This window comes from Tardiphaga sp. 619_E2_N8_4, from assembly GCF_051810905.1.
GTDB lineage: Bacteria > Pseudomonadota > Alphaproteobacteria > Rhizobiales > Xanthobacteraceae > Tardiphaga > Tardiphaga robiniae.
The window spans coordinates 1,286,667-1,305,244 of record NZ_JBPWQJ010000001.1 but is presented as its reverse complement, the minus strand read 5'-3'; the positions used below and the strand labels follow the sequence as shown (position 1 = coordinate 1,305,244).

Genomic DNA, 18,578 nt, shown 5'->3' with positions numbered 1-18,578 from the left:
TAAAACTGAAAAAGGCCCGCCATTCTTGGCGGGCCTTTTTTGCGTTTATCCTACTTCTTCACCAGCGGGCAGCGCGACTGCGCCAATGGCTGGAAGGCCTGATCGGCGGGTACCGTGGCGAGCAGTTTGTAATAGTCCCACGGTGCCTTGGATTCAGCAGGCTTCTTCACCTCGAACAGATACATGTCGTGGACCATACGACCGTCTTCGCGGATCTTGCCGTTCTTGTAGAACACGTCATCGACGGGCAGTTCGCGCATCTTGTTCATCACCTCTTCGGTACTGTCGGTGCCGGCGGCCTGAACCGCTTTCAGATAATGCAGCACCGATGAATATGTGCCGGTCTGAAGCATGTTCGGCATGGCGTTCACCTTCCCGTAGAAGCGCTTCGACCACTTCCGCGTCTCGTCGTTCATGTCCCAATACGACGCCTCGGTGATCGTCAGCCCCTGAGCCTCTTTCAATCCGAGACCGTGAACGTCGTTGATAAATCCCGCCAGCGCCGAGAGCTTCTGGCCGCCTGCCGTCAAGCCGAACTCTGCCGCCTGCTTGATCGAATTGATGGTGTCGCCGCCGGCATTGGCGAGCGCCACAACCTTGGCCTTGGACGACTGCGCCTGCAGCAGGACGGAGGCGAAGTCCGCGGTCCCGACCGGGTGTTTCGTCGCACCGGCGACCTTGCCGCCCGATGCCTTGACGACATCGCCAGTGTCTTTCTCGAGGCCTTGACCGAACGCATAGTCCGCCGTCACGAAATACCAGGTATCGAAACCCTGGCTGACTAGCGCCTTACCTGTGCTGTTCGCGATCGCGAATGTGTCATAGGCCCAATGAACCACATAGGGTCCACACACCTCGTTCGTGATCCGGGTCGATCCCGGCGAGCTCAGCGTGATGATCTTCTTCTTCTCCTTGGCGATTTCAAGGACGGCCAAAGCAGGCGACGACGACGCAACGTCGAGAATGGCATCGACCTTGTCGGTATCGAACCATTTGCGTGCAGCGTTGGCGGCAATATCGGGCTTGTTCTGGTGATCTGCGAATATGACTTCGATCGGCATGCCGAGGACCTTGCCGCCGAAATCCTCCACGGCCATCTGCGCCGCAGTCACGGCACCCTTGCCGGTAATGTCGGCATAGACGCCCGACATATCCTCGATCACGCCGACACGGACGACGCCATCCGAGACCTGCGCGTTCTGCGCCAAAGCAGAGGCAATGCAAAGAAAAACGCTGGCAATCGCCATCGTAAAACACGCACCCAGTTCAGATCGTCTCATATCCTCCACCCCTTTTACGTTTTTGATTTTTCAATATGCCTGCAACGCGCGATCTCTCCAGGGACCTATCGCATCGTCACTTCCCGTTTCCTCTGTTCGCAAACGCAGCCAAGCCAAGCTTGGCATCCGCACTCGTGAAGGTGCGCTGACCGAGCGCGGCCTCCACGCGAAATGCTTCTGCGAGCGGCAGGTCCTGAAGCGTCAGCGCCGCTTGCTTGATGGTCTGGATGGCGACCGGACTCAGTGCCGCGATCTTGGCTGCCATCTCATAGGCCAGCGGTTCGACTTGATCGGAATCGACAACCCGGTTGACGACGCCTTTGGCAAGCATGTCATCCGCGGAAAAGCGCTCTGCCGTCAGCATGATCTCCATGGCATGCGCGTAGCCGATCTGCCGGACCAGGCGCACGAGCGTGCCTCCCGCCGGCACGAAACCGTGCTTCGGTTCGGGCAGTTGAAAGACAGCGTCGCGCGCCGCGATCCGGATGTCCGTCGCCAGCATGATCTCGAACCCGCCGCCCATGCACATGCCGCGAATGGCGCTGATGACCGGCTTATAGAATCCGGGAAACTTGATGTGCGCCGGATCCCAGGCAGAGATGTCGATCGTGTCCGCCGCAAGTGCAGGAATAGACTCCCGGAGGTCAGCACCGACGCAGAAGGCGCGATCGCCCGCACCGGTCAGCACCACGGCCCGGATCTCATCGTCATCCTTGATGGCGTGGAATGCGCGGCCGAGGTCGTCATACATAGCGAGCGTCAGCGCATTCATCTTGTCCGGCCGGTTGATCCGGACCGTTGCCACGTGACTGTCCTTGGTGAAATCAATCGCCATCAGATCGCTCCCGACGCCTTGAGACGCGCCAGTTCGGCCGCCGTGACATCCGCCAACCGGGAGAGAACCTCTGCATTGTCCTCGCCAGGCAGCGGCGCTTTTTCAAACGAAATCTGTCCCGCACCGGATAGCTTGATCGGCAGACCGAACATGCCGATCAGCTTTCCGGCGATCGGAACGTCGACGATCATGTTACGCGCAGCGATGTGCGGGTCTTCCACCACTTCGGCGATGGTCTTGATGGCGCTGAGCGGGATCTTGTCGCCCGCCATCTCCTCGAGTTCGGCCTTGGTGTAGTTCGCGAACCAGCGTTCCAGCAGCGGCTTGACCCTGGTCTCTGCCACCGCGTGATCGAACCGCTTCTCCATCGTATCGATAGCAGGATCTTTGGCCTGTTCCGGCTCGCCGAACAGCGCGCAGGTAATCGCCCAGAACTTGTCGGTGTAGCCGCCGAAGAAAACGTAGCCGTCCTTGCAGGGAAACTGGCCATAGGGCCGAACGAACGGATGATCGTTGCCCAGTGGCGAGGCGACCTCTTTCTGCGCGGTGTAACGGACCACGGCGTTCTCGGTCAGAGTCAGCACGGAGTCTTGCTGAGATACATCGACCACCTGACCGACGCCGGTCTTCTCTGCCTCTCGCAATGCTGCGAGCGTTCCGATAGCCGCATAGAGGGAAGCGGCGAGGTCGCCGATGATCGTGCCGACGCGCACCGGCGGCAGATCGGCATAGCCGTTCATCGACCAAAGGCCGCCGGCCGCCTGCCCCGTATTGTCATAGGCCGGCTTGGATGAATTTGGACCTGTGCGACCGAAGCCACTGATAGCGGTGTAGACGAGCCTGGGATTGAGTTCGCGCAGCACCTCGTAGCTGAGGCCAAGCTTGTCCATCGTGCCGGGACGGAAGTTCTCAACGAGGATGTCGGCCTTCTGCACCAACTTCTTCAGCAGGGCCTTGCCATCCTCGGATTTGAGATTGAGCGTGATGCCCCTCTTGTTGCGGTTGAACTGAGTGAAGAAGGCGCTGAGCTGCTCATCGTCGTTGCCGACGAAGGGTGGAAAGGTCCGCGCATAATCCGGCTCTCCGGGATGCTCCACCTTGATCACGGTGGCACCCAGGTCTGCGAACAACATCGAGCAGAATGGACCTGCGACAACACGCGTGATGTCAAGCACCGTCACGCCCTTGAGAGGACCGTTGCGCTCCTTGAGCCCACCTATCTTTTCTGCTGTGTTCACATCATCCTCCCAGTCCATACGAATATCCGCCGACAACATCGGCACGCATGGTTTTCGTACAAGAGCATGAGTATCGAAGATACATTTTCATACCCGCCGGCCGTGCAGGCGTGATGCCTGCACGAAGTTGCGTTGCACAAAGTGGCGTTAGAACGCCTCCACTTCTACGAACGCAGCTTCTCGAGAACTTCCTTGGCGCGATCAACACGCACGTCGTGATTGGCGGCGAGCGCGACGGCGACCATCTCGATCTCGTCACCGGTGGCGCCGGCGACGATGGCGATGTTGCGCGCATGCAGTGCCATGTGCCCCTTCTGGATGCCTTCGGTGGCCAACGCACGAAGCGCGCCCATGTTCTGCGCCAGACCGACGGCAACGGCGACTTCCGCCAGCTCCTGCGCACTCTGCACGCTAAGTATCTTCAGGGCCGCTCGCGCAGCGGGATGGGTCTTGGTGGCACCGCCGACGAGGCCGAGCGCCATCGGCATCTCAATGGTGCCGACGAGATTGCCCTTGCCATCGATTTCCCAACTGGTGAGCGAGGTGTAGCGGCCGGAGCGCGAGGCCCAGACATGGGCGCCGGCCTCGATGGCGCGCCAGTCATTGCCGGTGGCGACCACGACGGGATCGATACCGTTCATGATGCCCTTGTTGTGGGTCGCAGCGCGGTAGGGATCGACGATCGCAAACGCACAGGCCTCGACGATGCCGCGGGCGATCCGCTCGCCATCATATTCCTCGGTCTTCAACGCCTCCGGCGTCACTGACACCATTGCGCGGGCGATGCGCAGATCGGCATAGTTCGACAGGATGCGCAGACGCACGGTTCCGCCTGTGATCTTCTCGATCAGCGGCGCGACCGTCTCCGCCATCGTGTTGACGGTGTTGGCGCCCATGGCATCGCGCACGTCGACGATGAGATGCACGGCCATCATCGGCCCCACCGGTGTGTCTTCGAACACATGCACCTCGACGTCGCGGCAGCCGCCGCCGAGCGAGATCAGCACCTTGTCCTTGGCATTGGCCGCCTCGATGATGGCATCGCGCTCACGCAATACGCGGGCGCGGGCGCCATGCACATCGGTGACACCCAGCACCTGCACCTGCGCACGCATGATCGGCGCTGAGCTTGAGGTCTGGAAACCGCCGCATTTACGAACGATGCGCGCCATATACGACGCCGCAGCCACCACCGACGGCTCCTCGACCGCCATCGGAATCAGGTAGTCACGGCCGTTCACGGTGAAGTTGGTGGCGATACCGACCGGCAGTTCGAACGTGCCGATGACATTCTCGATCATGCCATTGGCGAGTTCGAGCGGCAGCGCACCGGGGCCGAAGGCCGCGCGCTCGGTATCACCGAGCGAGGTCGCGTCGATCACACGGTCCAGCCTTTCGGCAGGCGCGAGATTGCGCAGATTTTCCAAACGCGAATTGATCTTTCCGGGCTGTTCGCCCGACTTTGAACCGGCCATTGCGGCGCCTCCCATACAGGGTCTTCTGTTGGCGGCACGTTAGGCATCCGCGGATGACGTTCGAAAGAGACAGTTCTGAAATATTGTCCTAGACTGTACCCATGGCGATATGACCTCTCTATTCGCGGATGCAGCATTCTTCCGTGCAAATGGAGTGCAGACCAGGTCCATCTGCGCGAAGACATGAGACTGGACGATTGAATTCAATCTTGTCGCTCTTGGAGAAAGGTACGGTTCCGATGGACCGTCCAGCACTGCACCTGGAGGCATTGCTTGACCGCTTCTCGTGAGCCGTCCGACCGCAGCACAACGCTGGCCGAGACTTTGGCCGGCCGGTTGCGTGTGCAAATCCTCTCCGGCGCATTGCCGGAAGGCAACCGCCTGCCCTCGATCAGAAAAGCCGCCGGGGAATTTGGCGTGTCGAAGAACACCGTGGTCGAAGCCTATGACCGACTGGTGCTTGGCAATCTCGTCGCAGCAAAGGCAGGCTCCGGTTTCGTGGTCATCTATCGCGGCGATGATGGCGGGCGACCGAAACACGTGAGCGAAGCCGTCGACATCGCATCGCTGCTAAGTGCCCAGCTCTCGCAGAATTTCGAGATCCGCGTCGGCGACGGACGGCCGCCGGCGTCGTGGACGGAGCAATCGGAGATCAAGCGCCATCTGAGCGGGACCGGACGGATCCTGCCGGCCGCCGCTGACGCCTATGGCTCCGCGCTCGGCTTCCTGCCGCTCCGACAACAGATTGCATTGCGGCTGCAAGCCCAACAAATCGCGGCGAAGGAAGACGGGCTTCTACTCACATTCGGAGCCAATCACGCGCTCGACCTGATCATCCGCGCGATGCTGTCGCCTGGCGATACGGTGCTGGTGGACGAGCCCGGCTATTATCCTCTGTTCGCCAAGCTCACGCTGGCGCAGGTTCGCATCGTGGGTGTTCGCCGCCTGGCGGATGGGCCGGATGTCGACGACCTCGCCGCAAAGATCCAGTCGGAGCGGCCGAAGCTGTTTTTCACGCAGTCGCTTGGCCACAATCCGACTGGAGGATCGATCACGCTGCCCGTGGCGCATGCGGTGCTTCAGACGGCGATGCGATCGAACCTCGTGATCGTCGAGGACGACCCGTTTGCCGATCTGCCGATGGCGGTGAACAGCCGGCTGGCGACGCTCGATCAGTTGAACAATGTGATCTCGATCGGAACCTTTTCGAAGACGCTGTCGGCGAGCCTGCGATCGGGCTTCATCGCGGCCCGCAGCGACCGCATCGCGACGCTGGCCGAATTGAAGATGCTTACCACCGTTAACAGTTCAGGCCATGTGGAGCGACTGCTGCACCGGCTGCTCGCGGACGGCCACTATGAACGGCACCTGAAGCGGCTGGGACAGCGGAGTGAAGCCGCCATGGGCCAGGTGCGCGCCAATCTCGTGCGCGGCGGACATCCGCTCTATGCCGACGCACGCACGGGCTATTACCTGTATCTGCTGCTGCCGGACGGAATCGACGACATGGCGCTGGCGCGCGAAGGCGCGAAGGACAGCATCTTCATCGCGCCGGGAAGCCTGTTCTGCCTCGACAAGAACAGTCGGCTGGCGCGGGCGATCAGAATCAATGTGTCGCGGGCGGACAATCCAAAATTCTACGAATTTCTGCTGCGCCGGCTGCAATAGACGCCGCGACGCCTTCAGGTCGCTTCCTCGGTATAGGGCGCCAGCACATCCAGCAGATCCCGGCCCCGCGCCGGGGTCGGCTCCACCAGCGCGCGGTTGGCGACCGAATCCAGATGCGAATGCATCAGCGACATCGCCTTGTTGGCATCGCCCTCCTGAAGCGCCTCGATGATCGCGATATGCTCGCTGATGCCGCATTCCGACGAATGCGGGCGACTGAACAGCGACAGTGTCAGACAGCAGCGATAGGCGATCTCGCTGACATAGCGGACCAGCACCGGACTGTTGGTCATCGACGCCAGCATGATGTGAAATTCAGTCGCCAAGCGAATGGACACGGCGTTCGGCCCGTCATGCGCCTCGCGCTCCGCCTCGACATGCGCCTTGAGGCGCGCGATCTGACTGCTGCTGAGCTTGCCGGCGATCTTGCGGACGATCAGCCGTTCGAGATCCATCCGAATGTCGAAGATGTCGCGCGCGTCCTGCCAGCTCGGCGTCACGACTACAGCGATGCGGTTACGTCGCAGCTCCACAAGCCCCTCGGACGCCAGTTGCCCGAGTGCATAGCGCGCAATGGTGCGGCTAACGCCGAAGCGCTCACCCAAGGAGTCCTCGGGAAGCTTGGCGCCGGGTTCCAGAGCCTGCTCGATGATCGCCCGCCGCAGCGCGCGGCAGATCACCCCAACCTTGTCTTTTGAATTCGGCGCTTCTGGCATTCAGATCGAACCTGTCGCGATTTGGGCATTCCGGGCCGTGCCCGAAGTGCATGCAATCGAGGAGAGTGACTGCCCAATAATTCCTCAGGGAATGGCGAGCGAACGTAAAATGACAACGTTTCGCTCCGGACTCAAGTGGCACCCCAATTGCATGCACTTATCGCCATGACAAGTATGCAAGAAAATGGACCCACCGAGGGCCAGCGCAGACCGGTCGCCGTTGAGCTGTCCGCGACCTCAGTAACGTTCGGCCGCGGCCCGACCGCCACGCCGGCGCTTGCGGAGACGAACCTTATCATCCCCGACGGCGAATTCCTTGCCCTTGTCGGCCCCTCCGGCTGCGGCAAGTCGACGATCCTCAAGCTCGTCAGTAATCTGCTCCGCCCCACTACCGGCGTCGTCATCGTCGGCGGGCGTGAGGTCGCCGCCAAGGCGTTGCGGATTGGGATGGCGTTCCAGAACCCGACCATGCTGCCCTGGCTGACCATCGAGCGGAACATCATGCTTCCGCTCAAGATCGTCGAGCCGTTCCGATCCGAGTATCGACAGAAGCGCAAAGGCGAATTTCGCGACAAGGCGCTTGCATTGCTGGCCCAGGTCGGCCTCAAGGACTTCGGCAACAAGTATCCTTGGCAGTTGTCCGGTGGCATGCTGCAGCGGGCCAATCTGTGCCGCGCGCTGATCCATGAGCCGCGCATGTTGCTGCTCGACGAGCCGTTCGGCGCGCTCGACCAGTTCACCAAGGAAGAACTCTGGTCGATCCTGCAGAGCCTCTGGCTGCAACACAAACCGACGGTGCTGCTGGTCACGCATGACCTCCGCGAAGCCGGCTTCCTGGCCAGCCGCATCTGCGTGATGAGCGCACGACCGGGCCGCATCCTCGACGACAGCCCGGTGGACTTCCCGCGCCCGCGCACCATCCCCATGACTTTCGAGCCTGATTTCGTCGCGCTCAACCAGCGCCTGCGGGAACTCATCGTCAATGCCCGGAGCAACGCTCCCGAAACGCAGGAGGCATAGGTCATGAGTGTAGGCCTGCGTCAAAAACTCTGGTCGTTCGGACTGATCGTCATCTTCTTCGTCGGATGGCAGTTATTTTGCGCCATGTCGGGCGTGTCGGATCTGGTTCTTCCGCGTCCGACGGAAATCATTGCGACGCTGATTGCGCGCTTCCCGATCCTGTGGCCGCATATTCTGCAGACCCTCGGCACGACCATGGCCGGCTTCGTCCTTGGCGTCGGCCTCGGCGTAGTGCTAGGCGCGGTCATCGGCGTCTCGAAAGTCGCCTATGACACCGCCTATCCGCTGTTGGTCGGCTTCTCGTCGATTCCGAAGGTCGCCGTCGTGCCGATCTTCGTTCTGTGGTTCGGCTCCGGCTCGGTACCGGCGATCCTCACCGCGCTGTCGATCTGCTTCTTCCCCATCGTCGTCAATATCGCGACCGGTCTCGCCACCACCGAGCCCGAGTTGGAAGACGTGCTGAAGGCGCTCGGCGCCAGCAAGATGGACATTCTCTGGAATGTCGGCCTGCCGCGCACCATGCCGTTCTTCTTTGCCTCGCTGAAAGTCGCGGTCAGCTACGCCTTTGTCGGTGCCGTTCTGGCCGAGACCGTCGCGTCGAATCGCGGCATCGGCAATGTGATGATGAGCGCATCGTCGAACTTCAACGTCCCGCTGGTGTTCGCCTGCCTGTTCATTCTCGCGATCCTTGGCGTGGCGCTCTACGTCATTTTCTCTCTGATCGAGGCGCGTGTGACCGGCTGGGCCACACGCAAGAACGATCTCGTTGCCACCTAATCCACCCACATCAACCAGGAGAATGTCATGTTGAAGAGATTGACCGCCCTCGCAGTCGGCAGCGTCCTGCTCACAGGCTCTGCCTTCGCTCAGGAGACGACCATCAAGTTCACGCTGGGCTGGAAAACCCAGGGCAGTGATGCGGCATTCTTCTACGCGAAGGACAAGGGCTACTTCAAGGAAGAGGGCCTGAACGTTGTCATCGATCAGGGCGAAGGCTCGGGCGCAACAGTGACCCGCATCATGTCCGGCGCCTGGGACGCTGGCTTCGGCGACGTCAACGCCATCATCCAGAACTCCTCGACGCGCCCACAGGACGCGCCGGTGATGGTCTATATGATGTGGAACCAGCCTCCCTTCTCGATCGTCACCAAGAACACCAGCGGCATCAAAACGATCAAGGATTTCGAAGGACACACGCTCGGCGGCGCGCAGGGCACGCCGACGACGCGTCTGTTACCTGTCTTCATCCAGAAGAACGGCCTCGCGGCCGACAAGATCAAGGTCACCAATATGGCTCCCAATCTGCAGGAGCCGATGCTGATCAAGGGCGATATCGACGCCGCGCTGGTGTTCAACATCACCAGCTACTTCAACCTCGTCCTGAACCGTCAGGATCCCGAAAAGGACTACAAGTGGTTCTCGTTCGGTGAGTTCGGCCTCGACCTGTATTCCAACGGCGTGATGGTGTCGCAGAAGTTGCTGGCCTCGAACCCCAAGGCCGTTGCCGGTCTGGTCCGCGCGATCAACAAGGCTAACATCGCCGTCGCCAAGGATCAGAATGCCGGCATGGCTTCGGTCGTCGCCTTCGACAACCTCGTTGATGTCCCCGTCGAGAAGCGCCGGCTGCAATATTCTTTCGACAAGCTGATGGTCTCGCCCGAGATGAAGGAAATCGGCGTCGGCGACATCAAGGATGACCGCATGACCCGTGCCATCGGCATGGTCGTCGAAGGTTACGACTTGAAGCGCACCCCGACCCCGAAGGAAGTATTCTCGCGCGAATTCCTGCCGGCGCGCGGGGATCGCGAATTGGTCTATACGGCGAACTAAGGCTTGCACGCGGATGAACGGGATCCTGTCTGCGACGAATATTTTCACCGGCGCAGATCGAGGCCTCGTGCCTCAGGCCAGCATCCACCATGCGGATGGTCTGATCACGAGCGTCTCGGCCGGCGCGCATATTTCGCCGCAGACAAACCACCTGATCATCCCCGCACTGGTCAACGCCCACGACCACGCACGTCCATCGATGACATCCTTCGGCGCATCCGATATGCCGCTGGAATCATGGATCGCACGGTCAGCCTTCGGCACGCCGCCCGATCCCTATCTCGTCGCCGCCGTCTCGCTCGCCCGTTCAGCGCGTGCAGGCTGCGGCGGCGCGATGATTCATTACACCCGCCCAAGCGGCAAGATGCCGATTCTCGATGAATCGATTGCGATCGCGAAGGCCGCCAGCGATGTCGGCATCCGGCTGGCCTTTGCATTGGCCGTCCGCGACCAGAATCCGATCGTCTATGGCGACAGCGCCGACGTGCTTGCCGCATTGCCCGAAGACGACCGCAGCACGATCCAGGACATGTTCATTCGTCCGAGCCCGACACCATCAGAATATCTTGACCGTGTGGAGGCCATTGATGCCGCCATCGCCAGTCCGATGACCGATGTGCAATTCGGCCCGGCCGGCGTCCAGTGGTGCTCGCCTGCTTTGCTCGAAGCCATCGCCGAGCGCTCCGCTGCCACCGGCCGGCGCGTGCACATGCATCTTCTTGAGACCATCTATCAGCGGCAATGGGCCGATCGCGCCTTTCCGGGCGGCGTTGTGCGCTATCTGAAAGATATCGGCCTGCTATCGAACCGGCTGACGCTGGCCCATTGCATCCATGCCCGGCCGGACGAACTCGATATGATCGCCGAGTCTGGCGCGACCATCGTGACGAATTTCAGCTCCAATCTTCATCTGCATTCAGGCCTCGCTCCGATTGCCGATGCGCATCGCCGCGGCTGCCCCATTGCCGTGGGCATCGATGGCGTCGCGCTCGACGAAGACGACGACGCGATCCGCGAAATGCGCCTCGTGCAGATGGCGCATGACGGCCTCGGCTTCAACCGCACATGGAGCCGTGCGGAGTTTCTCACGCTCGCCGTCCGCAACGGCCGGAAGTCGATCGGCGCACCGGGCTCGGGCATGCTCGCCGCCGGAGAAGCCGCTGATTTCATTGTTCTCGATATCGGCCAACTCGACCGCGATGCCATCATGCTGGTCGATCCGATCGACATGCTGTTTGCGCGCGGCAATACGAGCTGCATCCGCGATGTCGTGGTCGACGGGCGCACCATCAGCCGCGATGGCAAGCCGACCGGCGTCGACCTGGAGGCCATGGAGACCGAGTTGCGCGGGCTCTATCGCAAGAGCGTGCCCCAGTTCAAGGCGTTCGAACGCGCCTGGGCACCGTTCGAAAGCGCCGTGTCGCACTGGTTCCGGCAACAGGGGTGTTGCTAGCAGCGGGGGCGCTGCTAGCTCACCAAACCTTCAGCGGCTTCAGTTCACCTGACGTTTTTCCAGCTTTCGTGCCAGCGTGCGGCGATGCATGCCGAGGCGGCGCGCCGTCTCCGAAATGTTGAAATCGCTCTCCACCAGCGTCTGGTGGATGCGTTCCCATTCCAGCGTCTTAATCGAGGTCGGACGTTCCGTGAGCGCCACTTGCACATCGCCAGTCGCCTTCTGGAACGCTTCCTCGATATCGTCGGTGTTCGAAGGCTTGGCGAGGTAATGACACGCGCCGAGCTTGATCGCCTCCACCGCCGTGGCAATGCTGGCATAGCCGGTGAGCACTACGATCAGCATCTCAGGGCTCAGCGCATGCAACGCCTCGACACAAGCCAGGCCCGAGGCTCCGCCGAGCTTGAGATCGACCACCGCATAGCCCGGCACCTTGTCGCCGAGCACCTCGGTTAAGGTCTCGAAGCCCTCGGAATGCAGCACGGTGTAACCGCGCCGCTCGAACGATCGCTTCAGCGTGCGCGCGAAACCCTCGTCATCCTCGACAATGATCAGCAGACGTTCATCCGACATGTTTGCGCGCTCCAATCGCGAGGGCGGATAGTGGTAGCGACAGCGTCACGAGGGCACCGCCCACAGGACGATTCTCCGCCACCACTGCGCCGCCCAGTTTGCGGACAGCATTGACCACCAGAAACAGACCGAGCCCGCGCCCGGACTGGCCCTTGCTTGAATTATAGGGCTTGCCGAAATTCGCCAGCATCTCCTTGGCGAAACCCGGTCCCATGTCGCTGACCTTCAGCACCAGCGAATCGCCATCGCGCTCGATAGCGAGGCGAACCCAGAGCGGCGATACCTCGTTGGCGTTATCGAGCACGTTGAAGATCATCTGCTTCAACGCCGAGTCCGACACGATCGGCATGTCCTCGCCGAACCGATTCTCATAGACCAGCGTGTTGATCGAGCGCGCACCGCGCCAGTCCTCGACCAGTTCGCCGAAGAAACCATTGACGGTCGTCACAACCGGCGCCTCGCCGCGCATATCGCCGGCCGACATGAGAATGCCGGTGACGATCGACTTGCAGCGCTGCACATCGGCCTGCATCTCGCTGATCTCTTCCATCAGCTCCGGGTTGCCTGCAAGTTCCGGCATCCGGCGCCAGTCACTGAGGATCACCGACAGCGATGCCAGCGGCGTACCGAGTTCATGCGCGGCACCAGAGGCGAGCAGGCCCATGCGCACGATATGATCTTCCTCCGCGGCCTGCTGACGCAGCGCTGCCAGACCCTCGTCGCGCTCGCGCAAGTTTTCTGCAATGCGCGTCATGAAAACGACGATCAGCGCCGCGTCGAGTACGAAGCAGATCAACATACCGATGATGTGCAACTGGAACAGATCGTTGCGCAGCGCGTCCGGCAGATCGAGGGGGCGATGAAATACAATCAGCCCGGCGAAGCACAGACAGGCAACAACAACAACGACCCAGGTCGAGCGGCCGTTCAGCAACATCGCCCCGAGCGTAACCTGCAGGAGATAGAGCGATATGAATGGATTTGTGGCACCGCCGCTCAAATAAAGCTGGGCGGTCAGCGCCGCGACGTCGAGCAGCAAAAGCAGGAGCAGTTCGCGGTCACGCGCGTCGGTCTGCTGGCGCAGCCACTCCTGGCTGATGACGTTCAGGAATACTGAGCCGCACAGCACCATGACCATGGCCATCAGCGGTAGCGAAATGCCCATCACCAGATGCACGAAGCCGATGGTCAGAACCTGCCCGACCACTGCGATCCAGCGCAACTGGATCAGCAGATTGATGTTCTTGATATTGGTGGTCTCGTCGAGCGGCAGAGCCGTGACTGCAACGGGTGTGGTGACACCCGTCGCGTCGACTGTTGACGCGGCAACCGCACTGACGCCAGTGACGTCCGGTGTGCCCACCTTGCTCTCTGCTCCCAAACCCGGCATCTCGCCCCGTCAGCTTGATCGGCCGGGCTCGATCGGACCGGCGTATCATCCAAGACGTCATACGCGAGGTAGTGATTTTTTCCGAATCCGCCACTCGTCGCGAGCGACGAACAGGGCACCGCCGGCCAGCATTAAAGCGAGGCCGAACCAGCTGATGGCATAGACCACGTGGTTGTTCGGGAAGGCGATCACGGTCAGGCCACCATGGGGCTGCCCCGGCGCGTCCAGCGCGGCATTGGCATCGATGAAATAGGGTGCGACAGCGCCGAGCTTCTGGCTGGCGGCAATCGCCTCGACGTCGCGGGAATACCAGCGCTGGGCGGCAGGATCATTGGAGCGCAGGAACCCGCCTTTCGGCTCGGTGATGCGCAACAGGCCCATCACCGACACCGGCGTCGCAGGCGCCGCGAATGCGTCGGCTTTGCGCTCATCCGCGCTGATGAAACCCCGGTTCACCAGCACAGTGTATCCGGCCTCGGCGCGCAGCGGCGTCAGCACCCAGAAACCGGCGCCGAGATCCGAGACAGCCTGCACCGGAGTATCGGCGCCCGGCACGAACCGGCCGGTGACGCTGACGCGACGATATTCATCGTCATTGCGATTGATCGCAGGCCACGCCGCAGGCCCGGGTGCAGCTTCGGGCGCGGCGTGGCTGCGCTGATCGACACGTGCGATCAGATCCAGTTTCCAGGCGCGGCGTTCGACCTGCCAGATGCCCAGGGCGGTCAATCCCGCGATACCGAGCAGTGCCAGCAGGCCCAGCACCGTGAGGGTCGTCGCGCTACGTGGCGACCGCCCGGATTCCGTTTTCGATTCAGACGACTCCTGTCTGGCCGGGCGGCCTACGACGATCCCGTCGTTGGCGCGCGCCGTGGCCATCAGGGCATATTCCTCATGTCGTGAACCGGCATCATGTTGACGTTGAGGTGGTACATCACCCAGAGCGAACCGCTCAGCGCAATCACGACGATGATGATCGTGAAGATCAGCGCCATCATGGTCCAGCCGGCATCCGACGTCGTGTTCATGTGCAGGAAGTAGACCATGTGAACCACGATCTGCACCACAGCGAACGCAACGACGATCGCGATGGTCCAGTTCTTGTTCTCGATCGCGCCCGTCATCACCAGCCAGAATGGAATGGCGGTAAGGATGACCGAGAGGACGAAGCCAGTCATATACGACTTGAACGAACCATGGTCGCGGCCGTCATCGTGGCCGTGGTCATCGTGACCATGTCCGTGCGCGGCATGTGCATCGGCGCTCATCGCAGCACTCCCAGCAGATAAACAAAGGTGAAGACGCCGATCCAGACGACGTCGAGGAAATGCCAGAACATGCTCAGGCACATCAGCCGCCGCTGGTTCGCCTCGATCAGGCCGAAACGGGCGACCTGCACCATCAGCGTCACCAGCCAGATGATGCCGAAGGTGACGTGCAGGCCGTGGGCGCCTACCAGCGTGAAGAAGGACGACAGGAAGGCGCTCCGCCAGGGGCCAGCACCTTCGTGGATCATGTGATGGAACTCATAGAGTTCGATGCAGAGGAACGCGAGGCCGAACAGACCGGTGATGCCGAGCCATATTTGGGTCGACTTCACTCTGCCCTTCATCATCTCCAGCATCGCGAAGCCGTAGGTGATCGACGAAAACAGCAGCATCGCGGTGTTAAGCGCGACGAGCTTGAGGTCGAACAAATCCTTCGGCCCGGGGCCCGCAGCATAGCTGCCGCCGAGTACGCCGAAGGTGGCGAACAGCATCGCGAAGATGAGGCAATCGCTCATCAGGTAGAGCCAGAAGCCCAGCATGGTGCTGGAACCGGCCGGATGATCGTGTTCATCGACGACGTAGAAGACCGGCACTTCAGTGCCGTTTATCGTTTGGGTCGGTACGTTCATGACGCGGCCTGCACTGCGAGAAGTTTCGTACGCTCGCCTTCGGTACGGATGACGTCCTCCAACGGAATGTGGAAGTCACGGTTGTAGTTGAAGGTATGGAAGATCGCGACGCCGACGATGGCAACGAAGCTCAGGGCCGCGAGCCACCACATGTACCAGATCAGGGCGAAGCCCATCGCCGTGGCCAAGATCGAGAGGATCACGCCGGTGCCGGTGTTCTTTGGCATATGGATCGGCCTGAAGCCCTCCAGCGGGCGCGTATAACCGCGGCGCTTCATGTCCCACCACGAGTCATTGTCGTGAATGACCGGGGTGAAAGCGAAGTTGTAATCCGGCGGCGGCGACGACGTTGCCCATTCCAGCGTGCGCCCGTTCCAGGGATCGCCCGTGGTATCGCGCAGCTTCTCGCGATTCCAGATGCTGACGGCGATCTGGACGAGGAAAGCACCGATGCCGATCGCGATCAGAACCGCACCGAAGGCGGCGATGACGAACCAGATCTGCAGCGACGGATCGTCGAAGGTGCGCAGGCGGCGGGTGACGCCCATCAGACCAAGCACATAGAGCGGCATGAAGGCAAAGTAAAAGCCGAGGACCCAGCCCCAGAACGAGACCTTGCCCCAGAACTGATCGAGCTTGAAGCCGAAGGCCTTCGGGAACCAGAAGTTGATGGCAGCGAAGATGCCGAACACCACGCCACCGATGATCACGTTGTGGAAGTGAGCGATCAGGAACAGGCTGTTATGCAGGACGAAGTCGGCCGGCGGTACTGCGAGCAGAACGCCGGTCATGCCGCCGATTACGAAGGTCAGCATGAAGGCAATCGTCCACATCATCGGCAGTTCGAACCGGATGCGGCCGCGATACATTGTGAACAGCCAGTTGAATATCTTCGCGCCCGTCGGGATCGAGATGATCATCGTCGTGATGCCGAAGAAGGAATTCACGCTGGCGCCCGAGCCCATGGTGAAGAAGTGATGCAACCAGACCAGATAGGACAAGATCGTGATGACCAGCGTGGCGTAGACCATCGAGGTGTAGCCAAACAGCTTCTTGCCCGAGAAGGTCGAGGTCACTTCCGAGAACACGCCGAACAGCGGCAGGATCAGGATGTAAACCTCCGGATGGCCCCAGATCCAGATCAGGTTCACATACATCATCGGGTTGCCACCGAGATCGTTCGTGAAGAAGTTGGTGCCGACATAGCGATCCAGCGACAGCAGCGCGAGAACGGCGGTCAGGATCGGGAAGGACGCCACGATCAGGACGTTGGTGCAGAGCGAAGTCCAGGTGAAGATCGGCATCTTCATCATGGTCATGCCGGGCGCACGCATCTTCACAATGGTCGCGATCAGATTGATGCCCGATAGCGTCGTGCCGACACCGGCAACCTGCAGCGCCCAGATATAATAGTCGACGCCGACATCCGGACTGTAACCGAGATTCGACAACGGCGGATAGGCCAGCCAGCCGGTCTTGGCGAACTCACCGACGAACAGCGACATCATGACAAGGATGGCGCCACCGGTGGTCATCCAGAAGCTGAAATTGTTCAGGAACGGGAACGACACGTCGCGCGCACCGATCTGCAGCGGCACGATGTAGTTCATCAGGCCGGTGACCAGCGGCATCGCGACGAAGAAGATCATGATCACGCCATGCGCCGTGAACACCTGATCGTAGTGATGGGCGGGCAGGAAACCTTCGGAGCCATTGAAGGCCATGGCTTGCTGGGCGCGCATCATGATCGCGTCGGCGAAACCGCGCAGCAGCATGACGATGCCCAGCACCATATACATGATGCCGATTTTCTTGTGGTCCACGCTGGTGAACCACTCCTTCCAGAGATAGCCCCACAGCTTGAAATAGGTCAGTGCGCCGAGCAGCACGATGCCGCCGAGCGCGACCATCGCGAAAGTCGCGACCAGAATCGGCTCATGATAGGGAAACGACTCAAGCGTCAGGCGGCCGAAGATGAACTTCGCAAGCCCGGTATTTGCCAGTGCGGCTGTATCAGACATTTAGATCGACCCGATCAGGTGTTGGAAGCGCGCCGCTCGGCAGGCGGCGGCGCAGGCGTGAAATTGAATGGCGCGGGGGCGGCACCCGGGCGCGCGAGACCAGCACCGGTGACCGGCGTCGGGTCGAGTGGAGTCGTCGTCGAGCGGTGATCGGCTGCTTCGCGTGCGGCCTCGGCGAGGGTGCAGACGCTGGCGACGTAATTCTTCGTCGAGCTGGAGCCGTCAAGCATCGAAATATTGTATTTCAGCGGCAGGATGTTGCGGGCGCTGGCAAGGCCGAGGCCCCCCTTAGCGTCCATCGCCATCATCTCACTCATGCACATCTTGCCGGGCTGGGCGCACATGTTGAGGATCGCCTTGTAGAGGTCAGGTGCGACTTCCTTGTAGAGACGAACCGGCACATTCTCGCTGGGCTTTTCGAGATCCAGATAGGCCTCACGGCTCAGCGTCTCATTGCTCGCCTTGGCCTTGGCGATCCAGGCATCGAAGCCGGCCTGATCGACGCCATGGAACTTGAAGCGCATGCCGGAAAAGCCGGCGCCGCTATAGTTCGCCGAGAAACCGTCATAAACGCCAGCCTTGTTGATGACCGCGTGCAGCTTGGTTTCCATGCCGGGCATCGCATAGATCTGGCCGGCGAGCGCGGGGATATAGAAAGAGTTCATCACCGACGAAGCAGTGATCTTGAAGCGCACCGGACGATCGACCGGCGCGGCCAGTTCATTGACCGTAGCAATGCCGTATTCCGGGTAGAAGAACAGCCACTTCCAGTCGAGCGCGACGACTTCGACCTGCAGCGGCTCAAGAAGGCTCGCAGCATTGCCGGGCGCAATCCGGTCGAGCCGACGATACGGGTCTAGCAGATGCGTGCTGGACCAGGTCACGGCGCCGAGACAGATGATGATGAGGAGGGGCATCGACCAGATGACGAGCTCGAGATGGGTCGAGTGATCCCAGTCCGGCTCGTATTTCGCGTCAGCATTCGACTGCCGGTACTTCCAGGCGAAGAACACGATCAGGGCCATCACCGGCACGATGATCAGCAGCATCAACACCGTGGAAATGACCACGAGATCGCGTTGCTGCACTGCGATGTCACCCGCAGGATTCATCACGACGAAATTGCATCCGCCCAGCAAGGCAACCAAGGGCAGCAAAAGGAGTATCCGTAGGCGGCTCAAG

At 61.0% G+C, this 18,578-nt stretch carries 17 protein-coding genes; 5 read left to right on the top strand and 12 right to left on the bottom strand.

The genetic code is table 11. The features are described 5' to 3' along the window. Positions 1-50: 50 nt before the first annotated feature. The 4 genes from AB8A23_RS06230 to AB8A23_RS06215 form a co-directional block, all read right to left on the bottom strand. A complete protein-coding gene (locus AB8A23_RS06230; RefSeq protein WP_439060128.1) occupies positions 51-1,280 on the bottom strand; it encodes an ABC transporter substrate-binding protein in 1,230 nt (409 codons plus the stop codon). A gap of 76 nt (positions 1,281-1,356) precedes the next feature. After that, positions 1,357-2,115 carry an enoyl-CoA hydratase/isomerase family protein gene (locus tag AB8A23_RS06225; RefSeq protein ID WP_439060129.1) on the bottom strand — a complete coding sequence of 253 codons (759 nt, stop codon included), beginning with the start codon at positions 2,113-2,115 and terminating at the stop codon, positions 1,357-1,359. After that, positions 2,115-3,353: a CaiB/BaiF CoA transferase family protein gene (locus AB8A23_RS06220; RefSeq protein ID WP_439060130.1), complete on the bottom strand. Its 1,239-nt coding sequence runs from the start codon at positions 3,351-3,353 to the stop codon at positions 2,115-2,117. The genes AB8A23_RS06225 and AB8A23_RS06220 overlap by 1 nt, the downstream gene beginning before the upstream one ends. Before the next feature lie 164 nt (positions 3,354-3,517). After that, the gene (locus AB8A23_RS06215; protein ID WP_439060131.1) at positions 3,518-4,828 is read right to left on the bottom strand and encodes a hydroxymethylglutaryl-CoA reductase, degradative; all 1,311 of its coding nucleotides are present in this window, start codon (positions 4,826-4,828) and stop codon (positions 3,518-3,520) included. A 273-nt stretch (positions 4,829-5,101) separates the two neighbouring features. Between AB8A23_RS06215 and AB8A23_RS06210 the strand changes: the two genes are divergently transcribed. Next, positions 5,102-6,496 (top strand): PLP-dependent aminotransferase family protein, encoded by a 1,395-nt coding sequence (locus tag AB8A23_RS06210; RefSeq protein WP_439060132.1) that lies wholly within the window; start codon positions 5,102-5,104, stop codon positions 6,494-6,496. A 14-nt stretch (positions 6,497-6,510) separates the two neighbouring features. On the opposite strand, the gene AB8A23_RS06205 is transcribed toward AB8A23_RS06210, so the two are convergent. Beyond that, entirely contained in the window at positions 6,511-7,212 is a 702-nt protein-coding gene (locus tag AB8A23_RS06205; RefSeq protein ID WP_120287567.1) for a GntR family transcriptional regulator, read from the bottom strand. Positions 7,213-7,377: 165 nt separating this feature from the next. Between AB8A23_RS06205 and AB8A23_RS06200 the strand changes: the two genes are divergently transcribed. Genes AB8A23_RS06200 through AB8A23_RS06185 form a run of 4 tightly spaced genes read left to right on the top strand, consistent with a single transcriptional unit; the run spans position 7,378 to position 11,515 of the window. After that, entirely contained in the window at positions 7,378-8,232 is an 855-nt protein-coding gene (locus AB8A23_RS06200; protein ID WP_210269347.1) for an ABC transporter ATP-binding protein, read from the top strand. 3 nt (positions 8,233-8,235) lie between these two features. Then, the gene (locus tag AB8A23_RS06195) at positions 8,236-9,009 is read left to right on the top strand and encodes an ABC transporter permease (RefSeq protein WP_068729960.1); all 774 of its coding nucleotides are present in this window, start codon (positions 8,236-8,238) and stop codon (positions 9,007-9,009) included. Between the two features lie 27 nt (positions 9,010-9,036). Beyond that, complete coding sequence (locus tag AB8A23_RS06190) at positions 9,037-10,062, top strand: ABC transporter substrate-binding protein (RefSeq protein WP_120287570.1); 1,026 nt, start codon at positions 9,037-9,039, stop codon at positions 10,060-10,062. A gap of 13 nt (positions 10,063-10,075) precedes the next feature. Beyond that, the gene (locus AB8A23_RS06185; protein WP_175369233.1) at positions 10,076-11,515 is read left to right on the top strand and encodes an amidohydrolase family protein; all 1,440 of its coding nucleotides are present in this window, start codon (positions 10,076-10,078) and stop codon (positions 11,513-11,515) included. A 39-nt stretch (positions 11,516-11,554) separates the two neighbouring features. Here the strand turns inward: AB8A23_RS06185 and AB8A23_RS06180 are convergent, their stop codons facing one another. The 7 genes from AB8A23_RS06180 to cyoA form a co-directional block, all read right to left on the bottom strand. Further along, positions 11,555-12,088: a response regulator transcription factor gene (locus AB8A23_RS06180; protein WP_089263395.1), complete on the bottom strand. Its 534-nt coding sequence runs from the start codon at positions 12,086-12,088 to the stop codon at positions 11,555-11,557. Further along, positions 12,078-13,451: an ATP-binding protein gene (locus tag AB8A23_RS06175; protein WP_420878717.1), complete on the bottom strand. Its 1,374-nt coding sequence runs from the start codon at positions 13,449-13,451 to the stop codon at positions 12,078-12,080. Before AB8A23_RS06175 ends, AB8A23_RS06180 begins: the two co-directional genes overlap by 11 nt. 84 nt (positions 13,452-13,535) lie before the next feature. After that, on the bottom strand, positions 13,536-14,357 hold the full coding sequence (locus tag AB8A23_RS06170; protein ID WP_175369235.1) for an SURF1 family protein: 822 nt from the start codon (positions 14,355-14,357) through the stop codon (positions 13,536-13,538). Further along, a complete protein-coding gene (gene cyoD / locus AB8A23_RS06165; RefSeq protein ID WP_093757703.1) occupies positions 14,357-14,746 on the bottom strand; it encodes a cytochrome o ubiquinol oxidase subunit IV in 390 nt (129 codons plus the stop codon). The genes AB8A23_RS06170 and cyoD overlap by 1 nt, the downstream gene beginning before the upstream one ends. Continuing rightward, positions 14,743-15,375, bottom strand: a complete 633-nt coding sequence (gene cyoC / locus AB8A23_RS06160) for a cytochrome o ubiquinol oxidase subunit III (protein WP_439060133.1) — start codon at positions 15,373-15,375, stop codon at positions 14,743-14,745. Before cyoC ends, cyoD begins: the two co-directional genes overlap by 4 nt. Then, the gene (gene cyoB, locus AB8A23_RS06155; protein ID WP_439060134.1) at positions 15,372-17,396 is read right to left on the bottom strand and encodes a cytochrome o ubiquinol oxidase subunit I; all 2,025 of its coding nucleotides are present in this window, start codon (positions 17,394-17,396) and stop codon (positions 15,372-15,374) included. Before cyoB ends, cyoC begins: the two co-directional genes overlap by 4 nt. Before the next feature lie 14 nt (positions 17,397-17,410). Beyond that, positions 17,411-18,577, bottom strand: a complete 1,167-nt coding sequence (cyoA, locus tag AB8A23_RS06150) for a ubiquinol oxidase subunit II (protein WP_170849649.1) — start codon at positions 18,575-18,577, stop codon at positions 17,411-17,413. Position 18,578 lies beyond the last annotated feature (1 nt).